The 24,772-nt window shown below is 73.0% G+C and carries 19 protein-coding genes; 6 read left to right on the forward strand and 13 right to left on the reverse strand.

Annotated features, from left to right (window positions below; translation table 11 throughout):
• Window positions 1-170: 170 nt before the first annotated feature.
• The 5 genes from ftsY to HNR70_RS09695 form a co-directional block, all read right to left on the reverse strand.
• Window positions 171-1,811, reverse strand: coding sequence for a signal recognition particle-docking protein FtsY (gene ftsY, locus HNR70_RS16380; RefSeq protein WP_184325471.1), 1,641 nt, complete (start codon window positions 1,809-1,811; stop codon window positions 171-173).
• Window positions 1,812-2,045: 234 nt separating this feature from the next.
• Complete coding sequence (locus HNR70_RS09680) at window positions 2,046-2,204, reverse strand: hypothetical protein (RefSeq protein ID WP_184325472.1); 159 nt, start codon at window positions 2,202-2,204, stop codon at window positions 2,046-2,048.
• Window positions 2,205-2,326: 122 nt separating this feature from the next.
• Window positions 2,327-2,752, reverse strand: coding sequence for a nucleoside-diphosphate kinase (gene ndk, locus HNR70_RS09685; protein ID WP_184325473.1), 426 nt, complete (start codon window positions 2,750-2,752; stop codon window positions 2,327-2,329).
• A 20-nt stretch (window positions 2,753-2,772) separates the two neighbouring features.
• Window positions 2,773-3,186, reverse strand: a complete 414-nt coding sequence (locus HNR70_RS09690; protein WP_184325474.1) for a DUF4233 domain-containing protein — start codon at window positions 3,184-3,186, stop codon at window positions 2,773-2,775.
• A 5-nt stretch (window positions 3,187-3,191) separates the two neighbouring features.
• Window positions 3,192-4,541: a bifunctional folylpolyglutamate synthase/dihydrofolate synthase gene (locus HNR70_RS09695; RefSeq protein WP_184325475.1), complete on the reverse strand. Its 1,350-nt coding sequence runs from the start codon at window positions 4,539-4,541 to the stop codon at window positions 3,192-3,194.
• Between the two features lie 268 nt (window positions 4,542-4,809).
• Here HNR70_RS09695 and HNR70_RS09700 point away from each other — a divergent pair, with 268 nt between their 5' ends.
• Complete coding sequence (locus tag HNR70_RS09700) at window positions 4,810-6,507, forward strand: alpha/beta fold hydrolase (RefSeq protein WP_184325476.1); 1,698 nt, start codon at window positions 4,810-4,812, stop codon at window positions 6,505-6,507.
• A 122-nt stretch (window positions 6,508-6,629) separates the two neighbouring features.
• On the opposite strand, the gene ileS is transcribed toward HNR70_RS09700, so the two are convergent.
• Window positions 6,630-9,926 carry an isoleucine--tRNA ligase gene (gene ileS, locus HNR70_RS09705; RefSeq protein ID WP_184325477.1) on the reverse strand — a complete coding sequence of 1,099 codons (3,297 nt, stop codon included), beginning with the start codon at window positions 9,924-9,926 and terminating at the stop codon, window positions 6,630-6,632.
• Between the two features lie 528 nt (window positions 9,927-10,454).
• Here ileS and HNR70_RS09710 point away from each other — a divergent pair.
• Both HNR70_RS09710 and HNR70_RS09715 read left to right on the forward strand, forming a co-directional pair.
• Window positions 10,455-10,700: a hypothetical protein gene (locus HNR70_RS09710; RefSeq protein ID WP_184325478.1), complete on the forward strand. Its 246-nt coding sequence runs from the start codon at window positions 10,455-10,457 to the stop codon at window positions 10,698-10,700.
• Between the two features lie 87 nt (window positions 10,701-10,787).
• Window positions 10,788-11,060 (forward strand): 2Fe-2S iron-sulfur cluster-binding protein, encoded by a 273-nt coding sequence (locus HNR70_RS09715; protein WP_184325479.1) that lies wholly within the window; start codon window positions 10,788-10,790, stop codon window positions 11,058-11,060.
• A gap of 39 nt (window positions 11,061-11,099) precedes the next feature.
• Here HNR70_RS09715 and HNR70_RS09720 read toward each other — a convergent pair whose 3' ends face one another.
• The 4 genes from HNR70_RS09720 to HNR70_RS09735 form a co-directional block, all read right to left on the reverse strand.
• Window positions 11,100-11,318 carry a hypothetical protein gene (locus HNR70_RS09720; protein WP_184325480.1) on the reverse strand — a complete coding sequence of 73 codons (219 nt, stop codon included), beginning with the start codon at window positions 11,316-11,318 and terminating at the stop codon, window positions 11,100-11,102.
• 129 nt (window positions 11,319-11,447) lie between these two features.
• Window positions 11,448-12,479: an alpha/beta fold hydrolase gene (locus HNR70_RS09725; RefSeq protein ID WP_221421120.1), complete on the reverse strand. Its 1,032-nt coding sequence runs from the start codon at window positions 12,477-12,479 to the stop codon at window positions 11,448-11,450.
• 11 nt (window positions 12,480-12,490) lie between these two features.
• A complete protein-coding gene (locus tag HNR70_RS09730) occupies window positions 12,491-14,437 on the reverse strand; it encodes an ABC transporter ATP-binding protein (RefSeq protein WP_184325481.1) in 1,947 nt (648 codons plus the stop codon).
• Window positions 14,437-15,246, reverse strand: coding sequence for an SDR family oxidoreductase (locus HNR70_RS09735; RefSeq protein WP_184325482.1), 810 nt, complete (start codon window positions 15,244-15,246; stop codon window positions 14,437-14,439). Before HNR70_RS09735 ends, HNR70_RS09730 begins: the two co-directional genes overlap by 1 nt.
• A 291-nt stretch (window positions 15,247-15,537) precedes the next feature.
• Between HNR70_RS09735 and HNR70_RS09740 the strand changes: the two genes are divergently transcribed.
• Complete coding sequence (locus HNR70_RS09740) at window positions 15,538-16,974, forward strand: MFS transporter (protein WP_184325483.1); 1,437 nt, start codon at window positions 15,538-15,540, stop codon at window positions 16,972-16,974.
• Between the two features lie 154 nt (window positions 16,975-17,128).
• Here the strand turns inward: HNR70_RS09740 and HNR70_RS09745 are convergent, their stop codons facing one another.
• A complete protein-coding gene (locus HNR70_RS09745) occupies window positions 17,129-18,448 on the reverse strand; it encodes a dicarboxylate/amino acid:cation symporter (RefSeq protein WP_184325484.1) in 1,320 nt (439 codons plus the stop codon).
• A 247-nt stretch (window positions 18,449-18,695) separates the two neighbouring features.
• On the opposite strand from HNR70_RS09745, the gene HNR70_RS09750 reads away from it, so the two are divergent.
• On the forward strand, window positions 18,696-19,991 hold the full coding sequence (locus HNR70_RS09750) for a hypothetical protein (RefSeq protein ID WP_184325485.1): 1,296 nt from the start codon (window positions 18,696-18,698) through the stop codon (window positions 19,989-19,991).
• Window positions 19,992-20,126: 135 nt separating this feature from the next.
• A complete protein-coding gene (gene lplAB / locus HNR70_RS09755; protein WP_184326632.1) occupies window positions 20,127-21,185 on the forward strand; it encodes a lipoate-protein ligase LplAB in 1,059 nt (352 codons plus the stop codon).
• 51 nt (window positions 21,186-21,236) lie between these two features.
• Here the strand turns inward: lplAB and HNR70_RS09760 are convergent, their stop codons facing one another.
• A complete protein-coding gene (locus HNR70_RS09760; protein WP_184325486.1) occupies window positions 21,237-22,475 on the reverse strand; it encodes a bifunctional glycosyltransferase family 2/GtrA family protein in 1,239 nt (412 codons plus the stop codon).
• Complete coding sequence (locus tag HNR70_RS09765; protein WP_184325487.1) at window positions 22,472-24,706, reverse strand: ArnT family glycosyltransferase; 2,235 nt, start codon at window positions 24,704-24,706, stop codon at window positions 22,472-22,474. The genes HNR70_RS09760 and HNR70_RS09765 overlap by 4 nt, the downstream gene beginning before the upstream one ends.
• Window positions 24,707-24,772: the final 66 nt, after the last annotated feature.

Below are 24,772 nucleotides of genomic sequence, written 5' to 3' on the forward strand. Positions count from 1 at the left end.
CCAATCCGTGACCGCACCGACCGTTCCGTGGAACAGCGGGGGCGGGCGGCATGAGTCGACGGGGCGGCCAGAGTACACACAGCGCGACGGCGGCGCACCGGATCCGGTGCGCCGCCGTCGCGGGGTGGGGAGCTCGCTCCCCGTCGGCCGCTGTCAGCCTGCGAGCTCTGTCAGCCCTCGAGCAGGGCGTCGACGAAGCCGTGGGGGTCGAAGGGGGTGAGGTCGTCCATGCCCTCGCCGAGGCCGACCATCTTCACGGGCACGCCGAGCTCGCGCTGGACGTTGACCACGATCCCGCCCTTGGCGGTGCCGTCGAGCTTCGTGAGCACGATGCCGGTGATGTGCACGGCCTCGGAGAACACGCGGGCCTGCTGCATGCCGTTCTGGCCGGTGGTCGCGTCGATGACGAGCAGGACCTCGGCGACCTCGTCGCCGTGCAGGCCTTTCTCGGCCACGCGGCGCACCTTGCCGAGCTCGTCCATCAGGCCCTTCTTGTTCTGCAGGCGGCCGGCGGTGTCGATGATGACGACGTCCACCTCCTGCTCGACGCCCTTCTTCACGGCGTCGAAGGCGACGGCGGCGGGGTCGGCGCCGTCGCGGTCGGAGCGGACCGTGTCCACACCCACGCGGGAGCCCCAGGTGGCGAGCTGGTCTGCGGCGGCGGCGCGGAAGGTGTCGGCCGCGCCGAGCACCACGGAGCGGTCCGCGGCGACGAGCACGCGGGCGAGCTTGCCGACGGTGGTGGTCTTGCCGGTGCCGTTGACGCCGACCATGAGGATCACGGAGGGGACGACGGTGCCGTCGGGCGCGGTGCGGCGGGTGGCGGCCAGGCGCCGGTCCAGCGACGGGTCGACGAGCGCCAGCAGCTCCTCGCGCAGCACCTGGCGCACGGCGACGGCGTCATCGGTGCCGAGCACCTGGATGCGGCGCTTGAGGTTCGCGAGCATCTCGTCGGTGGCGGTGGGGCCGAGGTCCGCCAGAAGCAGCGTCTCCTCGATCTCGTCCCAGGTGCTCTCGTCCACGGTGGAGCGGGTGAGCAGGGTGAGGATCCCGCGGCCGAGCGAGCCGGAGCGGGCGAGCCGCTCGCGCAGGCGCACCATGCGGCTCTCGGGCGCCTCGGGGGTCTCGATGACGGGTCCGGCCGGGGCGGCCGACTCCTCGGCGGGGCCCGCGGGCGCGTCGGCCGACGGGGCGTCCGCGGCAGGCGCGTGGGCCGACGGGGCGTCCGCGGCAGGCGCGTGGGCCGACGGGGCGTCCGCGGCAGGCGCGTGGGCCGACGGGGCGTCGGTCACAGGCGCGTCGGCCTCAGACGCATCGGCCTCGGGGGTGTCGGTCGCGAGCGGTGCCGACGCGGCGGGTGCCTGGACCTCGCCCGGGGTGTCGGGGGCCTCCTGGTCGAAGGGGACGTCCTGGTCGGCGGGAGCGCCGGCGGGCGCGTCGGCCGATGGGGTCTCGGTGGCGGTCTCGGTGGGGGTCCCGGCTGCGGCCGACGGGGCGTCGGCGGGCTGGGCGTCCGCCGCGTCCTCGGTCGTCGGGGCGGGGGCGGGCTTCGCGGTGGGGGCCGGGGCGGAGAGCGTGTCCGCCCAGGTCGGGGCGGCGGGGCGGTCCTTCGGGCGCTCCTTGACGGCGGTCGCGGTGCCGGCCGTGCCGGTCGACTCCGCGCTGTCGGTGCCGTCCTGGTGCTGCGTGCTGCCCCCGTCGGAGGAGCCCTTCCTGCCGCGGTGTCGGACGTACGCCCAGGCACCGGCGCCGAGCACGAGAATGCCGCTGCCGCCTCCGGCGATGAGGGCGAGTAGGGCATCGGGTTCCACGGGTCACCTCCGAGGTCGGGGAAGCCGGCGCACCGGCGAGGCCGTGGCCAGTCTAGGGCCGGGAGCCTGGGACCCCGGCCGGTTGCCGGGCCTCGCCCTGCATACGGGGGCCGTCAGCCACCGGGACGTCGTCAACCGTGCGTCGTCGTCACCGGTGCGTCGTCAGCCAGGCGTCGTCGTCAGCCGCAGGGACCGTGCCCGCCGTGCACCGGGATCCCGGACGTGCCGGCCGTGTCAGTTGCGGCCGGTGCGGGAGCTGTGGCGGGGGTCGGCGTGCTCGTCGTCGGGATCGTGCGGGGGCCGCAGGTGCGGCAGTGCGACGACGACGAGGATCCCGATGGCCAGGAGGACGGCGAGCACCAGGAACAGGACGACGACGAAGGACGACTGCATGTCCTCATTGTGCACGGCGCGGCACGCTCCGACGACGAACGCCCAGGACGGCGCGTCCCCGGAGTGGGGCGCGCAACGTCCTGGGCGTCAGGGACGGTCTGTCGGGGCTCAGCCGTCGGGGCTCAGCCGAGCTCGGGGAACCAGATCCCGATCTCGCGGGAGGCGGACTCCTCGGAGTCGGAGCCGTGGACGAGGTTCTGGATGACGGGGAGGTCCTGCTCGCGGGCGAGGTCGCCGCGGATGGTGCCGGGGGCGGCCGCGGTGGGGTTGGTGGCTCCGGCCAGGGAGCGGAAGCCGGCGATGACGTTGACGCCCTCGACGACGAGCGCGACGAGCGGGGCAGCGCCCATGTACTCCACGAGGCCGGGGTAGAAGGGCTTGCCCTCGTGCTCGGCGTAGTGGGCGGCCAGCTCCTCACCGGTGGCGGTGCGCTGGGCGAGGGCGACGATGTCGTAGCCCTTGGCCTCGATGCGGCGGATGATCTCCCCGCGCAGGCTGCGCTGGACGGCGTCGGGCTTGAGCAGGACGAGGGTGCGCTGTGCGGTCATGGGATCAGGGTACCCACAGGTCAGTCGCCCGCGTTGTCCTGCTCCGCCCAGCCGGCGCGCACCTTCGCGTCCACGGCGTCCTTCTCGGCGTCCATCTGGTGTCCCTTGACCACGCCATAGGCGTACATCAGGGCGAAGCCGATGCCGATCACCCACATGGCCGAGACCTGCAGGCCCAGCAGGATCACGGGCAGCTGGAGGGCGAGGCCGAGCCAGTAGGGCCAGGCGCCGCGCTTCAGCAGACCGCCGCAGGCCAGCAGCCCGAAGGCGGTGAGCAGCCCCCAGGTCCAGGTCAGGACGCGGTCGCCCGGGACGAGCTGGTGGGCGACGAGCACGGCGAAGAACACCACGAACGCCTCGAGCACGAGCACGGTCGCGGAGATCATGCGCTGCCCGCCGTGGGGGCGCGGGGACGGGGTCAGGTCCAGGTCCATCGCTCTCACACCTCCTCGGGCACGCCGAGCAGGTCGCGCACCTCGGCGGCCAGGGTCACCGAGCCCGCGACGACCACCCCGCCGAACTGGTCCCCGTCGGTCTCGGCGAGATCCACGGCGGCCTGGATCGCGTCGGGCAAGGACTCCTGCTCGATCACCCGGTCCTCGTCGTCGAAGATGTCGCGGGCGATCTCGGCGAGGCGGTCCGCGGGGATCGCCCGCGGGGAGCTGGAGCGGGTGACGACGATGGTGTCCAGCAGCGGCTCGAGCACGTCGAGGATCTCGGCGGCGTCCTTCTCCTGCAGGATGCCGACCAGCCCGATCGTGCGGGTGAAGCGGAAGTTCTCGCGGACGGTGGAGACGAGGGTGAGGACGCCGGCGGGGTTGTGCGCGGCGTCCAGCACGATGGTGGGCGCCTGGCGCACCACCTCGGCCCGGCCCGGGGAGGTTACGGTGGACAGCGCCGCGTGCAGCAGCTCGCCGTCCAGCGGGGTCTCCCCGCCGCCGAGCAGCGCCTCGGCTGCGGCGACGGCGAGCAGGGCGTTGCGGGCCTGGTGCTCGCCGAGCAGGGAGAGGAACACCTCGTCGTAGCGGCCGGCGATGCCCTGCAGTGACAGCATCTGCCCGCCGACGCCCGGGGTGCGGGCGAGCACGCCGATCTGGCGGCCCTCGACCGAGGCCTCGGCGCCGAGCTCGGTGACCCGCTCGCGCAGCACGTCGGCGGCGTCCTGGTAGGGCTGCTCGGCGAGGACGGCGATGGCGTCGGCGGTGAGGATCCCCGCCTTCTCCCCCGCGATCTCGGCGATGGTGTCGCCGAGGTACTCCTGGTGGTCCAGGGAGATGGGCGTGATCACGGCGACGTCGGGGTCGACGGCGCCGGTCGCGTCCCAGGTCCCGCCCATCCCGGTCTCGACCACGGCGACGTCCACGGGCGCGGAGGCGAAGGCCTGGAAGGCCATGGCGGTGAGGTACTCGAAGAAGGTCAGGCGCGGCCCGCCCGCGGCGAGGGACTCCTCGTCGACGATCGCGGCGAACGGCTCGACGTCGCGGTAGGCCTGGAGGAAGCCCTCCTCGTCGATCGGGGCGCCGTCGATGGCGATCCGCTCGGTGGGCGAGTGCAGGTGGGGGCTGGTGGTGCGCCCGGTGCGCAGGCCCGCCTCGCGCAGGATCCGCTCGAGGATCCGCGCGGTGGTGGTCTTGCCGTTGGTGCCGGCGATGCGGATGGAGCGGTAGGAGTTCTGCGGGTCGCCCATCAGCTCCATCACGCGCTTGATGCGGGAGAGGTCCGGTTCGATCCGGTTCTCCGGGGCGCGGTCGAGGAGCGCCGCGTACACCTCCCGGAGCTCGGGGGACATGTCCGGACGGGACTGACGGGGCACAGCGGCTCCTGAGGACGGGGTGGATCGGGCGGAGCCCAGTCTACGAGGGGGCGCCTGGGACGGCCCGCCGTGCGCCCGTGTTCCTCGCCCGGGCGGCTGGTCCCCTTGACCGTTCCTCCCCACCCCGCCTCCATCCACCGCCGCCCCTCCGCCGCCCCCGGCCCGCTGACCTGCTCCCTAGCCTGACCGCAGCTCCCGGCGACGCCGGGACGCACGGGGACGGCGCGCGGGGGGAGGGACGGCCATGGGCGGCACGACGGGGCTCGGGATGGACACGGCGGGTGCCCGGGCTCATGCCGCGCGTCTGCGCCTCGCGGCCCGTGAGGTGGAGGTGCTGCGGGACGCCGCCCGTGCGGCGGTGGGGGCGGCGACCTGGCACGGTCCGGACGGCGACGCCCTCCGGGCGCGCTGGCGCGCGGCGGCCGACGCACGGCTGTCGGCGCTGGTCGCGGCGCTCCTGTTCTTCGCCGAACGGCTCGCCGCGGAGGCCGACGCGCAGGAGACGGCCTCCGCGCCCGACGTCCCCGAGGACAGCGCAGCCGCGGTCGGCGACGCCGGTGGAGCCCGAGCGTCACGCCCGGGCGCGCGATCTGGAGATCTTGTCGCCCTCGACGGTCAGTTCGTCTCCCTTGGTCCCGCGCTCTCGGCGCTGCTCGGCGGGGTCTCCGGCCGCCCCGCTCCCCCGGCATCCGCGCCCGCCCCGGTGCCCCGCATGTCGCTGGCCTCCGTGGTGGCCGACGGGATCGGCTGGGGGTACGGACTCGGGGCGGAGGTGCTGGTGGGCACGGCGACGCTCCTCGGCGCGGATCCCGACGGACTCCTCCAGGCCCGCGACGACGTGGGCCGGGTCGGGGTGCTGCTGGAGGGCTGGGTGGACGGGGAGGGAGCACCGGCGGTCGCGGAGCTCGGCGCGGCCTCGCTGCTGGCGGCGGGCTCCGTCGCGGTCGCGCCCGCCGAGCTGTTCACGGACACGGGCTTCCTCGATCCCCGCACCGACGTGACGGTCCACGGCATGCATGCGGTGCCGGGCCCCGTCGCGCCGCGCACGCTCGCGGACCTCGTCGAGGACGGGGACGAGGCGCGCCGGGGCGCGACCGGACCGTCCTTGCTGCCGGGGGCCGATGCCGCCTCCTCGGGCAGGATCCGGGTGCAGCAGGTCCGGGCGGCCGACGGCACGACCGGGTACATCGTGCACGCCCCGCCCACCGGCGGCGCGCCGATCTGGCACGCCGACGCCTGGGGCGCGCAGGGCGCCTCCGCCGGCTGGGACTCGAACCTGCGGGCCATGGCGGGGACGGAGTCCGCGGCGATGGCCGATGTGCGCGCGGCGATGCGCACCGCCGGGGTGCCGCCCGGGGCGCGGGTGCTGCTCGTCGGCCACTCGCAGGGCGGGCTGACGGCCGCGCAGCTGGCCGCGGATCCATCCTTCAACGCCGTCGGCGGCGTCCCGGGCACGTACGACGTGACCCACGTCTTCTCCGTCGGGTCCCCCGTGCAGACCGTGGTGCCGGTGCAGTCCTCGACGCAGGTCGTGAACCTCGCCCACGACCCGGTGTGGGCACCTATGGAGTCCCTGCCCGGGCCTGCGCGGACGATCCCGCTCCCCCGGCACATCGCCGATCCGGTGCCGCGGCTGGACCTGGACGGGCTGCGGATCGACGGCAGCCGCGCGACCTCCCCGGCCGTGCGCGAGGCATGGCTCGAGGCCCCTACCCAGACCTACGGCGAGCGCAGCCAGCTCCACAACGCGCACGAGTCGGTGCTGCGCACCTCGCAGGGTCCGGATCCGACCGGCGGCTACCACGGCACGCTGCTGTTGCACGCCGGGGAGGATCCGGTGCTCGCGGCACTGCAGGACGACCTCGAGGGCCGCTACCTGGGCGAGGGGGTCGAGGTGGTCTCGGACCTGGTCGTCGAGGTGGGGCGGGAGGACCTGCGATGACGGCGACCCCGCGGGAGCCCGGGGCGGGGCTGCTGGGCGCGCCACGGACAGCGCCGGGCACGGCGCGAGGGCCGGACCGGCGGGATGCTCCCCCGTCGGCCCGGCCCTCGCGAGCAGCCGGGTCAGGCCTTGGCGACCCCGACGGTCACCTGACCGCCGGCGACCTTCTCGGTGGCGACGTGCGCGCCCTCAGCGGGCTCGGCGCCGAGCTCGAGGGAGGTGGCGAGCACCTCGCCGGCGACCAGGTCGCGGTGGGCGGTGACCGCCTCGACCACGGCCGCATCGCCGCTCACGCTGAGCGCGATGCGGTCGGAGACGTCCAGCCCCGCCTCGCGGCGCGCGGACTGGATCGCACGGACCACGTCGCGGGCGGTGCCCTCGGCCTCGAGCTCGGGGGTGACCGCGGTGTCGAGCACCAGGAAGTCGCCGCCGCGCAGCACGCCGATGGCGCGACCGTCGGTGTCCGAGCCGGAGCCGGCGACCATGTCCAGGGTGTACTCGCCCTCGACGAGGTCGATGCCGCCGGAGGTGACGGTGCCGTCCTCGGCGACCGACCAGTCGCCGGTCTTGGAGCCCTTGATGACGACCTGGACCTGCTTGCCCAGCCGCGGCCCGGCGGCGCGGGCGTTGACGGTCAGGCGCTGCTCCACGCCCATCTCCTGCGCCTCGTCGCCGGTGGCGTCCAGCAGGCGCACCGCCTTGACGTTGAGCTCGTCGGCAAGGATCTCGGCGAAGGGCTCGAGGGAGGTGGGGTCGTGGTGGACCACGGTCAGCTCGGCGAGCGGGAGGCGGGCGCGCAGGCCCTCCTTCTTGCGCAGCGCGTTGCCGGCCGAGGCGATGGCGCGGACGTCGTCCATCTGGGCCACGAGCGCCTCGTCCCGGGGGAAAAAGGTGTCGTCGGGCCAGTCAGTCAGGTGCACGGAGCGACCGCCGGTGAGCTCCTTCCAGATCTCCTCGGTGACCATGGGAAGCAGCGGCGCGGCCACCTGCAGCAGGGTCTCCAGGGCGGTGGAGAGCACGTCGATGGCCTGCTCGTCGCCCTCCCAGAACCGGTCGCGGGAGCGGCGCACGTACCAGTTGGTGAGCATGTCGAGGTGGTCGGCGATCTGCTCGGCCGCATCGGCGATGGCGAGTTCCCGGAAGGAGGCGCGCACGCCGCGCACCAGGTCGCCGGTGCGGGAGAGCAGGTAGCGGTCCATCACGTCGGTGGACTCGTACCGGGACCGGCCGCGGTAGCCCGTCGGCCGACCGCTGCCGTCCTTCTCCCCCGCCGCGTTCGCGTACAGGCCCAGGAAGTACCAGACGTTCCACAGCGGCAGCACGACCTGGCGCGTGGCGTCGCGGATCTTGGGCTCGTCGACGACGAGGTTGCCGCCGCGCAGGATGGGCGAGCTCATGAGGAACCAGCGCATCGCGTCGGCCCCGTACTTGTCGAACATCTCGCGCACGTCGGGGTAGTTGCGCAGCGACTTGGACATCTTCTGCCCGTCCTCGCCCAGCACGATGCCGTGGCAGATCACCGAGGTGAAGGCGGGGCGGTCGAACAGGGCGGTGGCCAGCACGTGCATGACGTAGAACCAGCCGCGGGTCTGCCCGATGTACTCCACGATGAAGTCGGCGGGGTTGTGCCCCTCGAACCATTCGCGGTTCTCGAAGGGGTAGTGCACCTGCGCGAACGGCATCGAGCCGGAGTCGAACCACACGTCGAACACGTCGGTGACGCGGCGCATGGTGGACGTGCCGGTGGGGTCGTCGGGGTTCGGGCGGGTGAGCTCGTCGATGTAGGGGCGGTGGAGGTTCACCTCTCCGTGCTCGTCGCGCGGGAGGGTGCCGAAGGCCTCCTCCAGCTCGGCGAGCGAGCCGTACACCTCGACGCGCGGGTGGTCGGGGTCGTCGCTCTTCCACACCGGGATCGGGGTGCCCCAGTAGCGGTTGCGGGAGACGGCCCAGTCGCGGGCGCCCTCGAGCCACTTGCCGAACTGGCCGTGCTTGACGTTGCCGGGCACCCAGTCGATCTGCTCGTTCAGCTCGAGCATGCGCTCGCGCTGGTCGGCGACCTTCACGTACCAGGAGGAGACGGCCTTGTAGATCAGCGGGTTCCGGCAGCGCCAGCAGTGCGGGTAGGAGTGCACGTAGCTGGCCTCGCGCAGCAGGCGCCCCTCGGCCTGGAGGTTGCGGATGATCGGCCGGTTCGCGTCGAAGACCTGCAGTCCCGCGATCTCGTCGAGGGCGGTGCCGCGGAAGTACTCGTGGAACTGGGCGCCCTCGTCGACCGAGACGATCACGGGGATGCCGTAGGCGGCGTTGACCTGCTGGTCGATCTCACCGTAGGCGGTGGCCTGGTGGACCACGCCGGTGCCGTCGTCGGTGGAGACGTAGTCCGCGACGGTGACGATCCACGCGTTCTGCGTGCCCCACTTCTCGCGGTCCTCGGAGTAGACGGTCCACAGCGGCTCGTAGGTGATGTGCTCGAGCTCGGCGCCGGCGTAGGTGCGCTCCTCGACGGCGGCGAGGGCGTCCTCGGCGCTCTGGTAGCCGAGCTCCTTGGCGTGCGCGCCCACGAGCGCCTGCGCGAGGAGGTAGCGGCCCTCGCCCGCGGCGGTGCCGTCGGCCGCGCCGTTCGGTCCGGCCGGGAGCACCGCGTAGGGCAGCTCGGGCCCGACGGCGAGGGAGAAGTTGGTGGGCAGGGTCCACGGGGTGGTGGTCCAGGCGAGGGCCTTCACGCCCAGGAGGCCAAGCTGCTCCGCCTTCTCGCCGGTGAAGGGGAAGGTGACGGTGACGGTCTGGTCCTGGCGGTCCTGGTAGACGTCGTCGTCCATGCGCAGCTCGTGCGCGCTGAGCGGGGTCTGGTCCTTCCAGCAGTAGGGCAGGACGTAGTAGCCCTCGTAGGCGCGGCCCTTGTCGTGCAGGGTCTTGAACGCCCACAGCACCGACTCCATGAAGGTGACGTCGAGGGTCTTGTAGTCGTTCTCGAAATCGACCCAGCGCGCCTGGCGGGTGACGTACTCCTCCCACTCCTTGGTGTACTTCAGCACCGAGGCGCGGGCGGCGTTGTTGAAGGCCTGCAGGCCCATGTCCTCGATCTCGGACTTCTCGGTCATGCCGAGCTCCCGCATCGCCTCGAGCTCCGCGGGCAGTCCGTGGGTGTCCCAGCCGAAGCGGCGATCGACCTTCAGCCCGTCCATGGTGCGGAAGCGCGGGATGACGTCCTTGACGAAGCCGGTGAGCAGGTGCCCGTAGTGGGGCAGGCCGTTGGCGAAGGGCGGGCCGTCGTAGAAGACGAACTCGTCGGCGCCCTCGCGCTGGGCGATCGAGGCGCGGAAGGTGTCGTCGGTGCGCCAGAACTCCTGGATCTCGTTCTCGAGCGCGGGCAGGTTCGGCGAGGGGACGAGCGGGTCTCCGCTGACCGGGTAGACCATGGGGAGGGACCTCCGAGGAAGCACAGGGGACGGCGGTGTGGACGACTGCTGTCCGAGGACGCCTGCGGCCCGGGGGCCGGTGGCGCGGTACCACCTCGGTTGACGCCGGCGCGTCGGCGTGCCGACGCGGGGGCCTCCCCTTGTTCCTCAGCTGTGACGGGCTGGTCCCGGCGGGTTCTACTGGGTGCGGCCGGATCCTCGCGGATCCTGCGCGTGCTGTTCTTCCCGCGGCTCACCGGTGATGGCCGGGTCGATGCCGATGGACGCCAGTGTACGCGTGGCTCCCGGCGGCGGCACGGGACGGGGGGCGAAGGAGACGCGCGGAACATCGCGGCGCGGCCGACGGGCCCTGCGGGGCCGGGCGGGACGGGTGCGCGCCGGGCGGGACGCGTCCGACGTTCACTGGCGGTCGTCACAGGTGATCACTGCCTGATCCCCAGTGTTCTCGAAGCGTCGGGGGGTGTGATGGTCCCGGCGGCGCAGCCCGCGCCCGCCGCGGACGACGCCGCAGGCGAAGGAGACGACGACATGGACGACCCCACCCCACCGAGGCGAGCCCTGGCCGGGGCCTCGGCGATCGGCGCGGCAGCGCTGCTGGTGCTGAGCTTCGGCCCGTCGGCCCTGGCGCTGACCCCGTCGGACTCCTCCGTCCACGCCGCACCGCCCGCCCATGTCGCGGTCACCGCGCAGCAGGCCACCTCCACCGCCGAGGCGATCTCCCGCCCCGAGGACGACCAGGAGGTCGTGGCGGGCTCCGCCCCCGAGGAGGCGTGAGTCACCTCCTCGCCCGCGCGCAGTCGTGGAACACTGGTCCTTCCACGGATCCGTCCCCGAGGGGCGGTCGATGCAGAAGGAGCGAGGATGTCGCTGTTCGGAGAGCCGTTCACCGCGAAGTGCCTGAAGTCGGGCATCACCGTCGAGGTCGCCGAGGGTCAATCGCTGCTGCAGGCCCTCCTGGACGCCGGCATCTCCATGGACTACTCGTGCGAGGGCGGGGTGTGCGGCACCTGCGTCGTGCCGCTGGTCTCCGGCGAGGTCGAGCACCTGGACGAGTTCCTCATGGACGACGAGCACGACACCCAGATGACTACCTGCGTCTCCCGCGGCGTGGGCGAGATCGAGATCGACGTCTGAGACCGCTCCGGGACCACGACGGTCCCGAGGCCGGCGCGGTCAGAGCCGCGGACCGGCCACCACCCAGGCGAGCACGACCACACCCATGAGCGCGGCCGCGGAGCCGACCGCGGTCAGCAGCGGCATGGCCGGGCCGAGAACCAGCAGTGCCAGCATCCCCGCGGCGGCGAGGACCAGCATCACGGCGAACAGCAGGGGACGGCCCATGGCGGGCTTCGGGCTGCGCAGCTCGCAGTCCTCGAGGTGCGTCGTGGTCATGGAGCGATCCTCCTCCAGACCGGCGCAGCGGCACATCCCGCGCAGGGAGGTCATCCCCCTCCGTCTTTGGTCGTAGTCACGCGCGGCGTCACCCTCGGTCTCGCCTTCGCTCGCCCGTGCGGTGCGGGCTCAGTCGACGACTCGGGCGATGATCCGCTCGATCGCCGTCACCAGATCGTCCAGTGCCCGGTCCTCGACCGGGAAGTGCCCTCCCCCGCGCAGGATCACGGTGTCGGTGGGCCCGGGGAGCGCGTGGAGGGTGCGGGCGCTGAGAGCGAGCGGCGTCCACGCATCGTGCTCGGGGTGCAGGAGCGTCACCGGCACGGGCACGGTGCGCACGGCCTCGTGGGGGTGCTCGAGATAGGAGCGCCAGAAGCCGAGCGGCATCCGTGCACCGCCGCCGCGCGGGTCCCGGGCGCACAGCGCGCCGAGCGCCGGGACCCGGCCCATCGACGAGACGTCCGCGAGCGCCGAGACCGGCAGCATCCGATCCGCGAGCCCTCCGCGCACGAGCGGCAGCATCCGCATCGCGGCGGTGCCCGCCCCACCGAACCGGGTCATGCGGGCGCGAGCCTCGGGGTCGGCGGGGTCGAGCAGGCAGGTGGCCGCCACCGCGGAGACCTGGTCGGGCAGACGGGCGGCGACCTCGAGCGCGAGCATCCCGCCGATGCTGCCGCCGAGCAGGAGCAGCGGGCGGCCGTCGTCCCCCTCCTCGATCATGTCGCCGAGCATGTGGATCCAGTCGGTGTATCGCACCGACTTCGGGTCGCGCATCGAGGTGCGGCCGTAGCCGGGCAGGTCCGGGACGCGCACGTCGATCCCGCGCTCGGCGAGCTGGGAGGCCACCGGCCACAGCGCGGCGGCATGCGCGCCGGCGCCGTGCACGGCGATCACGCGCACCGGGGAGTCCTTCTGGTGGTGCCTCAGCTCGCGCACCGCGTTCAGGCCCGACCACGCCCACACGGTCCCCTCGGGCTCGACCAGCCGTCGCCGGCGCGAGGCGGAGAGGAACGCGGCGTAGGGCGCGATGTCCTGGCGAACGAGCCGCGGGTCCATGCCGGCCTCGGGGTCGTCGTCCGGGGGTAGCGGGTTCCCGGGCGGTGGGTCTTCGGGCGGTGGGTCCTCGGGCAGTGGGTCCTCGGGCAGGGGGCCGTCACTCATGGCGTCCTCGCTCAGCGGCCGCTCGGGTCCTGGACGACGGGCTCGTCGGCTCCGTCGTCGACGGCAGCGACCCCATCGTCAACAACCCCGTCGGCAGCGAGCCCGTCGGCGCCGTCGTCCCGCCGTGAGTCCTGGTGAGCAAGGTCCGCGAAGACCCCGCCGCGGGCGAGCAGCTCGTCGTAGGTGCCGCGCTCGACGATCCGTCCGCGCTGCATGACCACGATCTGGTCGGCGTGACGGATGGTCGAGAGGCGGTGGGCGATCGAGACCGTGGTGCGGCCGCGGGCCGCGGCATCCAGCGCCCCGGACATGGCCCGCTCGGTCGCGACGTCCAGCGCGGAGGTCGCCTCGTCCAGCAGCAGCACCGGCGGGTCGCGCAGGATCGTGCGCGCCAGGGCCAGGCGCTGCTTCTCGCCGCCGGAGAAGCGGTAGCCCCGCTCCCCCACCACGGTCGCGTAGCCGTCCGGCAGGGACTCGATGTGGTCGTGGATCTGGGCGATCCGGCAGGCGGCGACGAGCTCCTCGTCGGACGCCTCGGGCCGGGCGAAGCGCAGGTTCTCGGCGATGGTGGCGTGCAGGAGGTAGGTCTCCTGGGTGACCACGCCGATGCTCGCCGCGAGGGACTCCATCGTGACTTCGCGCAGGTCGTGCCCGTCCAGGGTGATGCTTCCGCTGCTCGGCTCGTACAGCCGCGCCATGAGGTAGCCGGTGGTGGTCTTGCCGGAGCCGGTGGAGCCGACCAGGGCGGTGTGCTTCCCGGCGGGGACGACGAGGTCGATGCGGTCCAGCGCCGGATCCTCCGCGCCGGGGTAGGAGAAGGAGACGTCTTCGAAGCGGATCTCGCCGCGCACCTCGGCGGGGTCCAGCGCGACCGCGTCCGGGGCGTCCTTGATGAGGATCGGGGCGTCGAGGTACTCGAACACGCGGGAGAACAGGGCCAGGGAGCTGTTGACCTGGGTGGCGACCCGGAGCAGACCGTTGATCTGGGGGAACAGTCCCGACTGCAGGGCGATGAAGGCGACCAGGGTGCCGATGGTGATGCCGGAGCCGTCGGGGTCGTTGAACAGCAGGTGCCCGCCGAGGAGATAGGTCAGTGCCGGGAACAGGGCCATCAGCGTCGTGAACACGGCCATGTGCCAGCGCCCGGCCATCTCGGAGCGGACCTCGAGGTCGGCGAGCTCGCGGGAGTCGGCGGAGAAGGTGCGGCTGAGGGCCTCGGTGCGGCCCATCGTCACGCCCAGCAGGATCCCGGAGACCGACAGGGACTCCTGGATCCCGGCGGAGAGGTCTGCGGCCTTCTCCTGGCGGGTGCGGACGATCTCGCGGCGCCGACGCCCCACCCGCCGGTTCATCCACACCGCGAAAGGCAGCGCGATGAGCGAGAAGAGGGTGAGGCGCCAGTCCATCGCGAACATCGCCACCAGCGCCATGAGCACGCCCGCGGTCGCGGAGACGATCTGGGTCATCACGGAGGTGACCACGGACTGCATCGAGCCGATGTCGGAGAAGATGCGGGACTGGATCTCGCCGGTGCGGGCGCGGGTGAAGAACCCCAGCCCCATCCGCTGCAGGTGGGAGTAGACCGAGACGCGCAGGTCGTGCATGACCGACTGGCCCACGCGGGTCGAGAGCATGGCCTGGGTGACGCCGAGGGCGCTGGAGACGACGGTGACGGCGATGAGGCCGCCGACGGACCAGGCCAGCACGTCGGCGCGCTGCTCGGGAAGGGCCACGTCCACGATCTCGCGGATGAGGAACGGGGAGACGACGCCCGCGGCGGCGCCGAGCACGATGAGGAACAGCACCACGGCGAGCGTGCCGCGGTAGGGGCGGAACAGCCCCAGCACCCGGCGCAGGTCGGGCCGCTGACCGGGGGCGAGCTTCAGGTCGCTGCTGAGGCGTCCGCCTCCGCCCCCCATGCCGCCGCCCATACCGCCGCCCATGCCGCCGTGCGCCATCAGACCCCCTGGTGGCGGGCGACGCGGTGCGCCGCGGCCTGGGCGAGGGGACGCACCATCACGAGGTCGAGGTTGACGTGGTGGGGCGCGTTCAGGGCGTAGGAGATGACGTCGGCGCAGTCCTCGGCGGTCAACGGGTTCTCGACCCCGTCGTAGACGGCGTCGGCCTTGTCCTGGTCGCCGAGGCGCACGAGGGAGAACTCCTCGGTGTGGACCATGCCGGGGGCGATCTCGATGACGCGCACCTTCTCGCCGTTCAGCTCGAGCCGCAGAGCATTGGCGAGCATGTGCTCGCCGGCCTTGGCGGCGTTGTAGCCGGACCCGCCCGGGTAGGCCTCGTGGCCGGCGACGGAGGTGACGAACAGCAGGTCGCCGCGACCGCTCGCGCGCAGGGCGGGCAGGAGGGCGCGGGTGACGCGGACGGCGCCGAGCACGTTGATGTCGTACATGCCCTGCCACTTCTCGAGGTCCGCCTCGGCCGCGGGCTCGACGCCGAGGGCGCCGCCGGCGACGTGGACGACGGCGTTCAGGCTCTCGCCGAACAGCTCGCGGGCGCGCGCGACGAGGGCGTCGACCGACGCGTCGGAGGTGACGTCGACGCTCAGCACCTCGCAGCCGGTCTCGGCGGCGAGCTCGGCGAGGCGCCCCTCGCGGCGGGCGACGGCGAGGACGCGCCAGCCGTCGGCGACGAGGCGCGCGGCGGTGGCGCGGCCGATGCCGGAGGAGGCACCCGTGACCACGGCGGTCAGCGGAGCGGCTGCACCGCACGGGGCGGAGGACGGGACAGGAGCGGAGGCGTCGGAGGTCATGGCCCCGAGCCTACGTCGGGGCGGCCGGCCGTCGCGGCCCTGACCGGCGGCATCCCCGCCGCGCCCCGGTCCCCGGGCACGGGCCCCGAGCGCACCGCCGACCGCGTCCCGGTCACCGCCCGGGACCGGACATCACGAACAGGTCGCAGGACCCCGATCCCTGGCCCTCGACGGATGATTCCCCCTAGGGTCGCCACCAACCGTGTTGCTGCCGTCACAACACGAGTCGTGCCCCCGTCGGCCACCCCGAGCCCGACGCCGGCCCTCCCCCGTCACCCACCGGAGGCCACCATGTCATCCCACCCGTCCGCCGGCGCGCCCGGCCCCACCGCCCCAGGCATCCCCGTCGCGGGCACCACCGGCACCGAGGAGGTCTCCCCCGCGACCCTGCGCCGGGTGACCGCCGCCGCGTTCGGCGGCACCGTGATCGAGTGGTTCGACTTCGCCGTCTACGGCTACACGGCCAGCGCCCTGGCCGCCACCTTCTTCCCCTCGGACACCGCCGTCGGCGGACTGCTGCAGACCTTCGCCGTGTTCGCCGTCGCCTTCGCGATGCGGCCGCTCGGCGGTCTGGTCTTCGGACGGCTCGGGGATCGCCTCGGCCGACGGAAGATCCTGCTGGCCACCGTGTTCCTCATGTCGATCTCGACCGCGATCATCGGTCTTCTGCCCGGCCACGCGTCGATCGGGATCCTCGCCCCGATCCTGCTGACCGTGGCCCGCTGCCTCCAGGGCCTCTCCGCCGGCGGCGAGTACGCCGGCGCCGTCGCCTACGTCATCGAGCACGCCCCCGCCCGCAAGCGCGCCTTCTACGCCTCAGCGATGCCGGCGGCGACGTTCGGCTCCTTCGCCGCGGCGGCGCTGCTGTGCTGGCTGATCACCCAGGCGATCGGCTCCGCTGCCTTCGACGAGTGGGGCTGGCGCATCCCCTTCCTCGCCGCGATCCCGATGGGCATCATCGCCTTCCTCATCCGCTCCCACCTCGAGGAGACCCCCGAGTTCACCCGCATGCAGCAGGAGCGGGCCGAGCGCGGCGCGTCCGCCGCGGCCCATCTCCCCTTCGGTGAGGTGCTGCGCCGCGAGGGCCGGATGATGCTCACCCTCGGCGGGTTCATCGCCGTGACGGGGCTGAGCTTCTACATCTTCTCGACCTACATGACCACCTTCCTGCGCACCGTCGCGGAGATGCCTGCGAACGTGGTGCTCGGCTCCAACGTGGTCGCGCTGCTGTGCGCGACCGCACTCGCCCCGGTGATGGGGCTGCTCAGCGACCGGCTGGGCCGCCGCCCGGTAATGGTCGGGGCGCTCGTCGCCCTCGCCGTCGCCTCGGTCCCCGCCTACCTCCTCGCGGCCGGGGGCGGCTTCGGCAACGCCCTGATCGGCCAGCTGCTCATCGCAGTGGGCGCCGTGGCCTGCAACGTCTCCACCGCGGTGATGCTCTCCGAGGCCTTCGCGACGATCTCGCGCTACACCGCCTCGGCGGTCGCCTACAACGTCGCCTACGCGATCTTCGGCGGCACCGCCCCGTACGTGGCCACCTTCCTCGTGTCCCGCACGATCGACATCGCCCCGGCGATCTACCTCACCGGCATGGCCCTGCTGGCCCTGATCGCGGTGCGCGTGCTGCCGGAGACCCGCGGTCGCGACCCCTCCGGCCCCGCCTGGCCCGCGAAGGGCGCCGGGTCGGAGGAGGAGCGGGCCGCTCCGGCGACCGCAGCCCGGGTCTGACCCGTCGGCCGCGCGAGCCGTGGCCCGTCGGCCTCGCGAGCGGCCAGGCCCCATCGGCCGCCATGCCCCGTCGTCCGCCCGAACCCTCCCCCACGAGGACGGCGCCCCTCCCGCACGCGGCGGGAGGGGCGCCGTTCGTCGCGAGCAGTGCGGGTCAGACGCCGTGCACGTGCTCGTGCTGGGAGACGGTGAGGTCGCCCGAGACGCGCCCCTTGGACAGCCGCGTCATGATCGCGGCGATCGCACCGTCGCCGGTGACGTTGGTGGCGGTGCCGAAGGAGTCGATCGCGATGTAGGCGGCGATCATCAGGCCCACCGCGGCCTCGCCGAAGCCGAGCATCGAGGAGAGCACGCCCGCGGCGGCCATGATCGCGCCGCCGGGCACGCCGGGCGCCGCGATCATGACGACGCCCAGCATGAACACGAAGGCGAGCAGCGCGGGGACGTTCAGGTCCATGCCGGTGACGATCATGATCGCGACCGCGAAGGTGGTGATCTTCAGCGTCGAGCCGGAGAGGTGGATCGTCGCGCACAGCGGGATCACGAAGTCCGCGATCGCATCCGGGATGCCGTTCCGCTTGGTGCACTCGGCGGTGACCGGGATGGTCGCGGCCGAGGAGCTGGTGCCGAGCGCGGTCATGTACGCGGGCATCATGTTCCCGAGCATCTTCAGGGGGTTCCTGCCGATCGCGAGGCCGGCGATGCCGTACTGGGCCAGGAGCACCACCACGGTCATGCCGAAGACCAGCACGATCACGGCGAGGAAGGTGCCGATGACGGTCCAGATCTGGCCATTCATGGTCAGGCCCAGGAACATGCCGAAGATGTAGATGGGCAGCAGCGGGATGATGATCGCCTCGATGATGCGCACGATGATGGTGCGCAGCTGCTCGAAGGACTCCTGCAGGGCGCCCTTCTTCACGAGGGTCAGCCCGATGCCAAGGCAGAACGAGAGCACGAGCGCCGTCATCACGTCGAAGACCGGCGGGATCTCGATGGCGAAGTACGGCGCGATCGCGGAGTCCTCGGGGTTCTCCAGCGTGCCGATCGATGCGTCGCCCAGCATGCGCGGCAGGAGCAGCAGCGACAGGCCGAGCGCGAACAGGCCGCACAGGATCGTGGAGAGATAGGCGATGCCGGCGGTCGCGGCGAGCATCTTGCCGGCGCCACGGCCCAGCTCCGCGATCGCCGGGGTCACCAGGCCCACGATGATCAGCGGGATGAGGAAGCCGAGGAAGCCGGAGAACACGCCGTTGAAGGTCGTGAAGATCCGGGCGATCGCCTCGGGCATGACCAGGCCCAGCAGGATGCCGAGCACGATGGCGACGAGGATCCGGGGCAGCAGGCCGACGCGCGCACGGCGCGGGGCGTCGCCGCTCGAGGAGGAGTCGGCGGGGGCCGAGGACGGGGCGCCGGGGGCGGCTGCGGACTCGCCGGCACCGGTGCCGACGGCGGCGTCGGAGGAGGAGTTCATGGGGGTCCGGTTCGGGATGGCGGGACGGGGACCGGGACAGCGTAGACGCCCGCCGCCGCCGCTCACCAGGACCGCCTCGGGTCGCCGCAGGTCATGACGGGAGGAGAGACCGCCGTCACACCTCCGGGCCGCTCCTCGACAGACACGCCTGGCCCGCCCACCTGCGCTGATGCAGACTGGTTGCGGAGGATACTGGACGATCACCAGGATCAGACCGCGCACCGCACGGCCCGCGAGAAGGAGGACCATGGCTCGTTCCTACGCCACCGTCGGACAGATGCTCACCTATGCCGTCGAGCGCTCGGCCGCCGTCCCGCTGCTCGAGTCCGGCGCCGAGGCGTCCGTGCGGGCCGAGGGGATCCTGCGCCACATGCTCGAGTTCGTGCTGATGGCGCCCCGCAGCCGCAGCGCCTTCCTGCGCACCGTCGCGCGCACCGACCGCACCACGGGCAGCATCGTCGCCGCGCCGCGGCTGCGCCGCACGTCGCCGGACCTGGTCGCGGAGATCCTGCCCACCTCGGCGGCGGCCGACGACGGCGCCCGACTCGGGATCACGGTGAGCACCGAGGGCGACCTGTCCCTCCCCCACCTGGAGAAGATGCGCCGGGCGCTCGGCGACTCCCCGCACCATCTCCTGGTCGCGATCTGCCGCCGCTCGGACATCCCCGAGGGGCCGGTGACCCCGCCGGAGGGCGTTGTGGTCACGAGCTGGGGCCGGCTGGGCGGGCGGATGGTCAAGGCCGATCCCGGCCATGCCGAGCTGTGGGAGACGATCGGGGAGATCGGCGAGAACTCCGGCCGCCCCATCGTGCAGTTCCCCGTGGACCCCAAGCGCCTGCTCACCAAGGGCAAGGTCGCGCGCGAGTTCCGCGCCCACCTCGACGTGCTGCACCGCGCCTCCCGCACCCTGCTGGGCACCAGCCCCCACTTCTCCACCCGTCGCGGTCAGACCGATGCGCACCTCCAGGCCGGGGTGGGCCTGCACCGCACCGGGCTCGAGTTCGGCGAGGTCGAGCACGGCACCCCGGTCCACTTCCTGCGCACCGGCCAGGAGCCGCGGCCCGTGGGTATCGGAATGCCTGGCACCGACGAGGAGCAGCAGGCGGCGCAGGAGCGGCTCGACGCCCTCGCCCGCCGCACCGCCTGGCGCACAGACGAGGGCGCGCTGCCCGCGCCCGGCGAGCTGATCGGCGCCGCGGCCTCCCCGGAGATGGAGGGCGCGCGGCTGCTGCTGTGGGCGGTGCTGAACCCGATGCTGCTGCGCGACCGCGGATTCGACCTGGCCCCGGCCCGCCGCCAGCCCGCCCTCACCGCGACCACGATGGGGCTGCGCCTGCTCTCCCGCGCCGAGGACGACGAGGCGGCCTACCGCATCTGGGTGGGCGGCGAGCGGGAGTGGCAGCACCTGATCCCGAAGGTCACCCGCGAGGCGACGGAGGCCCGCGCTGAGGAGACCTACGCCGTCGCGCCGCGGAAGAACCAGTCCACCGCGGACTTCGTGTGGGAGGTCCACCGGGCGCTGCGCTCGCTGACCATCGTGTGAGCCGGGGCGCAGGGCAGGCAAAGAGCAGGCGCGGGAGCGTTTCCCGCCCCGCGCTCCAGTACCCCACTGCGCGACAATGGCGCCATGACCCAGACTGACAGCGACGGGCGCGGCGAGCGCGAGGACGGCACCGTGATGCACGGGGAGTACAAGGTCCGCGGCGGCAAGCTCGTCGCCGTCGACGTGACTGCGACGGACGGCGCCATCGCTTCCGCCCACGTGTTCGGGGACTTCTTCCTCGAGCCGGACGACGCCCTCGAGGACCTGAACGCGGCCCTGGTGGGCATGTCCACCGAGGCGACCGCCGCGGAGCTCGCCGCGGCGATCACCGCCCGTCTCGAGGCCCGGTCCGAGCCGGTGCAGATGATCGGCTTCGATGCCGAGGCCGTCGCGATCGCGGTGCGCCGCGCGCTCGGCCATGCCAGCAGCTGGGAGGACCTCACCTTCGACGTGATCCCGCCGGTGGTGCTGCCGCCGGTGATGCACGTGGCCCTGGACGAGGTGCTGCCCACCGAGATGGTCGCCGGTCGGCGCGGCCCCACCTTCCGCATCTGGGACTGGGACTCGGCGCTCGTGGTGATCGGCTCCTACCAGTCGCTGCGCAACGAGATCGACGCCGAGGGCGCGGCCCGCCACGGCATCGGGGTGGTGCGCCGCATCACCGGCGGCGGCGCGATGTTCATGGAGCAGGGCAACTGCATCACCTACTCCCTCGTGGTCCCCACCTCGCTCGTGGAGGGGCTGAGCTTCGAGCAGGCCTACGCCTATCTCGACGACTGGGTGATGGGGGCGCTCGCCGAGATCGGCGTGAAGGCCCGGTACGTGCCGCTGAACGACATCGCCTCCGAGCAGGGCAAGATCGGCGGCGCCGCCCAGCGCCGCTTCGCCGGCGGAGTGCTGCTGCACCACGTGACCATGAGCTACGACATCGACGCGGACAAGATGGGCGAGGTGCTGCGCATCGGCCGGGAGAAGCTCTCGGACAAGGGCACCCGCAGCGCGAACAAGCGCGTGGACCCGATGCGCTCCCAGACCGGTCTGCCGCGCGAGCAGATCATCGAGGGGTTCCTGGACTTCTTCCGCTCCCGCTACGACTCCCGCGACAGCACCTACACCGAGGACGAGCTGGCGAGGGCCCGCGAGCTGGTGGCGACGAAGTTCGGGACCGAGGAGTGGACCGCGCGGGTGCCATGAGGCCGGGGCGGAGGCGCCGACAGCCACCCGCCGCCCCAGCGCCCGCCCGCCTCACTCCCCCTCGGCCCGCCTCCATCCCTTCATCACAGCGAACTTCACGAGCGTGGCGATGACCATCGCGCCGCCCAGCACGACGGTCTGCACGGAGACGGGGGCGTCGGGGTGCGCCGCCTCGAGCCCAGCGAGCGCCCCGGCACTGAGCGCCCAGGTCAGGCCCAGGATCACCAGGCCCTGGAGCTGATGGAGCCAGGCGAGGCGGCGGCTGCGGATCCCGAAGGTCCACGAACGGTTCATGGTCGTGTTCAGCACGGTCGCGATCATCAGCGCGACGAGGTTCGCGACCTGGGAGCCGAGCAGTCCGGTGGCGCTCAGCAGCGCGAAGCCGCCCAGGTGCAGCACGGTGGAGAGCACGCCGACGAGCGCGAAGCGGATCAGCTGGGCGGCGGTGCCGCTGCGGGGCCTGGCCCTGCCCGAGCGGGTGCGGATCTGCTCGACGGGGAGGTCCCCGTGGTGCAGGGCGACGGCGAGACGGACCACACCCGCGATGTCGTCGCGGGCGGTGCGGACCACGTCGACCCGGGAGTCGGGGTCGTCGTACCAGTCCACGGGCACCTCGTGGATCCGCAGCCCGCACCGCTCGGCGAGGACGAGCAGCTCGGTGTCGAAGAACCAGGCGGTGTCCTCGACCAGGGGCAGCAGCTCGCGGGCGACGTCGGCCCGGATGGCTTTGAAGCCGCACTGCGCATCGGAGAAGCGCGCGCCGAGCGCGACCGACAGTCCCAGGTTGTAGGAGCGGGAGATGAGCTCCCGCTTCATGCCCCGCACCACCCGCGAGGAGCGGTGCAGCCGGGTGCCGATCGCGAGGTCGGAGTGCCCGGACATCAGCGGCGCGACCAGCGGCCACAGCGCATCGAGGTCCGTGGAGAGGTCCACGTCCATGTACGCGAGGATCAGCGCGTCCGAGGCGGACCACACCTGCTGCAGCGCCCGGCCGCGCCCCTTCTGGTCCAACCGCACCACCCGCACCCGCCCGGCCAGCTCACGGGAGAGCTCGGCGGCGACCTCGGGGGTGCGGTCGGTGCTGCCGTTGTCGGCGATGGTGATGCGGTACGGGTAGGGGAAGGTCTCGCGCAGGTGGGCCTCGAGCCGCCGCACGCACGCGCCGACGGTGTGCTCCTCGTTCAGCACCGGGATCACCACGTCCAGGACGGTGGTGCCGGGCTCAGCATCGCCCGGGAGCAGCGCCGTCCCCGGCGCCGGCGGGGTCTGGACGCGGGCGTCGGTGCTCATACCGTGCCCTCCTGCGTGGTGGCGGCCGCGTCGGTGCTCGTGAGCGGCTGGGTGAGGTCGTAGAAGGTGGTGTCGCCGATCGTGACCTCGGTGTAGTTCTCCGCGACCCACTGGGTGATCTCGGAGGCGGTGTTCGACCCGCCGTTCTGGCCGCCGAACCCCTCGCCGGCGAGGACGTAGTGGATCTCCCCGTCGGCCACGTACTGCTGGAACTCCTCGAGGGAGGGGCTGGGGTCCGAGCCATTGAACCCGCCGAGCGCCATGACCGGCTCCTCGGAGGCCAGCTGCAGCCCCGCCGCGTTCTGGCTGCCGATGGCAGCGGCCACCCAGGTGTACTGGTCCGCGTCCTCCTGGAGCGCGGCGACGACCTCCGCATCCGGCTCCTCGGCGTTCAGCAGACTGCCCATGCCGCCTCCCCCGCCACCGGGGGCACCGCCGACGGAGCCCGACTCGCCGCCCGATCCGCCCGGCGCGCCGCCGCTCGGCGGGGTGAAGGAGCCCGAGCCCTGGCCGGGCCCGCCGCCGGGCATGTTCCCGCCTATCGTGCCCCCGCCGTTGGAGCCGCCGCCGTTCGAGCCGCCGTCGTTCGAGCCTCCGCCGGGCATCTGCCCGCCGCCGGGGACGCCTCCGGGCATCTGCCCGGCCTGCCCGCCGCGGGACATGCCCGTAGGGCCGGCGCCGAACCCGCCGCTCGAGGACGGGCCGGCGGTGATGATCGAGCCGGTCTTGGCGGTGGTGACGGTGCTCGCGGCGTAGGCCGCCTGGCCGGCGCCGGCGCTGAGCGCTGCGAGGACGAGCACCACGGCGAGGGTCCGCCTGCCGAAGCGTGAGGCGAGCAGGAGGCCGGCCGCCGCGAGCAGACCACTCACCAGCACGAGCACCGCCAGCCAGGTCCCGTACTCGCTCTGGCGCTGCAGGAGCACGAAGCCCCACACCCCGGTGCCGGCCGCGGCGAGCGCGAGCACCAGACGCGCCAGGAGCGACTCGCGGTGGCGCCACACGGTCCGGGCGCCGAGGCCGACCATCGCCGCGATCGCCGGGGCGAGGGCGACCGTGTAGTACTCGTGGAAGATTCCCTGCATGAAGGAGAACACCACCGCGGTGACCAGGAACCAGCCGCCCCACACCAGGAACGAGGCCCGCACCGGGTCGGTGCGGGGGGCGCGCCGCCCCAGCCACAGCGCGCCGAGCATGAGGATCAGGGCGGCGGGGATCAGCCAGCTGATCTGACCACCGATCGCGGAGCTGAACAGGCGGGAGATGCCGGCGCCGCTGCCGAAGCCGCCGCCACCGCCGACGGAGCCGACCTCGTCGCCGCTGAGGCGGCCCAGCCCGTTGTAGCCGAAGGTCAGCTCGAGGAAGGAGTCGGTCTGGCTGCCGCCGATGTACGGGCGCCACTGCTCGGGCACGAGCTCGACGATCGCGACCCACCAGCCGCCGGCGACCACGAGCGCGAGACCCGCGGCGAGGGTGCCGAGGATCCGCCGGCGCAGCGTCGTGTCCGCGCAGATCAGGAACGCGATCGCGAAGAACGGCACCACCAGGAAGGCCTGCAGGGTCTTGGTGAGGAACGCGAACCCGATCAGCACCCCCACCAGGGTCATCCAGCGGATCGAGCCCGTCTCGATCGCGTGCACGGTCGCCCAGGCCGCGAGGGTCATCAGCAGCACGAGCAGGGCGTCGGGGTTGTTGAAGCGGAACATCAGCACCGCGACCGGGGTGATCGCGAGCGCCGCGGCCGCGATCAGTCCGGCGGCCTCCCCTGCCACCCGCTTCACCGAGCGGTTCACCACGAACACCGACAGGATCCCCATGACCACCTGCGGCATGAGGATCGCGGCCGAGTTCAGGCCGAACAGCCGCACCGACAGCGCCATGATCCACAGCGAGGCCGGGGGCTTGTCGACCGTGATCGAGTTCCCGGCGTCCGAGGAGCCGTAGACGAAGGCCGTCCAGTCCACGGAGCCCGCCTGCACGGCGGCGGAGTAGAACGAGTTCGCGTAGCCGTTCGCCGTGAGGTTCCAGCAGTACAGGAATCCGGTGGCGAGAAGGATCCCGAGCAGGGCGAGGGTGCCGGCGCGCGAGTCGGTCCAGTGGGTGCGCAGCGCGGCGGCGCGCGCTCCGAGGGAGCGCCGGGCCGCCGCGGCCGACGGGGCCGACGGGACCGGCGCGGCCGACGGTACCGGCGCGGCCGACGGGGCGTCCACGGTCCTGGTGTCAGAGGTGTGCATGGGAGGAACCCTGGGCGCGATGCCTATGGATCTGCTGTGCAGGGCCCCAGCGACGTCGAAGAGCCC

The organism is Brachybacterium aquaticum, assembly GCF_014204755.1.
GTDB classification, from domain to species: Bacteria; Actinomycetota; Actinomycetes; order Actinomycetales; family Dermabacteraceae; genus Brachybacterium; species Brachybacterium aquaticum.

What these genes read in the sequence shown, in the direction of transcription:
- HNR70_RS09720 (WP_184325480.1), bottom strand. Translation starts at nt 11,318, where the DNA reads ATGACCACGACGCACCTCGAGGACTGCGAGCTGCGCAGCCCGAAGCCC.
- HNR70_RS09735 (WP_184325482.1), bottom strand. Translation starts at nt 15,246, where the DNA reads ATGACCTCCGACGCCTCCGCTCCTGTCCCGTCCTCCGCCCCGTGCGGT.
- HNR70_RS09715 (WP_184325479.1), top strand. Translation starts at nt 10,788, where the DNA reads ATGTCGCTGTTCGGAGAGCCGTTCACCGCGAAGTGCCTGAAGTCGGGC.
- lplAB (WP_184326632.1), top strand. Translation starts at nt 20,127, where the DNA reads ATGCACGGGGAGTACAAGGTCCGCGGCGGCAAGCTCGTCGCCGTCGAC.
- HNR70_RS09750 (WP_184325485.1), top strand. Translation starts at nt 18,696, where the DNA reads ATGGCTCGTTCCTACGCCACCGTCGGACAGATGCTCACCTATGCCGTC.
- HNR70_RS09765 (WP_184325487.1), bottom strand. Translation starts at nt 24,706, where the DNA reads ATGCACACCTCTGACACCAGGACCGTGGACGCCCCGTCGGCCGCGCCG.
- HNR70_RS09690 (WP_184325474.1), bottom strand. Translation starts at nt 3,186, where the DNA reads ATGGACCTGGACCTGACCCCGTCCCCGCGCCCCCACGGCGGGCAGCGC.
- HNR70_RS09740 (WP_184325483.1), top strand. Translation starts at nt 15,538, where the DNA reads ATGTCATCCCACCCGTCCGCCGGCGCGCCCGGCCCCACCGCCCCAGGC.
- HNR70_RS09760 (WP_184325486.1), bottom strand. Translation starts at nt 22,475, where the DNA reads ATGAGCACCGACGCCCGCGTCCAGACCCCGCCGGCGCCGGGGACGGCG.
- HNR70_RS09730 (WP_184325481.1), bottom strand. Translation starts at nt 14,437, where the DNA reads ATGGCGCACGGCGGCATGGGCGGCGGTATGGGCGGCGGCATGGGGGGC.
- ileS (WP_184325477.1), bottom strand. Translation starts at nt 9,926, where the DNA reads ATGGTCTACCCGGTCAGCGGAGACCCGCTCGTCCCCTCGCCGAACCTG.
- HNR70_RS09700 (WP_184325476.1), top strand. Translation starts at nt 4,810, where the DNA reads ATGGGCGGCACGACGGGGCTCGGGATGGACACGGCGGGTGCCCGGGCT.
- HNR70_RS09745 (WP_184325484.1), bottom strand. Translation starts at nt 18,448, where the DNA reads ATGAACTCCTCCTCCGACGCCGCCGTCGGCACCGGTGCCGGCGAGTCC.
- ndk (WP_184325473.1), bottom strand. Translation starts at nt 2,752, where the DNA reads ATGACCGCACAGCGCACCCTCGTCCTGCTCAAGCCCGACGCCGTCCAG.
- HNR70_RS09695 (WP_184325475.1), bottom strand. Translation starts at nt 4,541, where the DNA reads ATGTCCCCCGAGCTCCGGGAGGTGTACGCGGCGCTCCTCGACCGCGCC.
- HNR70_RS09725 (WP_221421120.1), bottom strand. Translation starts at nt 12,479, where the DNA reads ATGAGTGACGGCCCCCTGCCCGAGGACCCACTGCCCGAGGACCCACCG.
- HNR70_RS09710 (WP_184325478.1), top strand. Translation starts at nt 10,455, where the DNA reads ATGGACGACCCCACCCCACCGAGGCGAGCCCTGGCCGGGGCCTCGGCG.
- HNR70_RS09680 (WP_184325472.1), bottom strand. Translation starts at nt 2,204, where the DNA reads ATGCAGTCGTCCTTCGTCGTCGTCCTGTTCCTGGTGCTCGCCGTCCTC.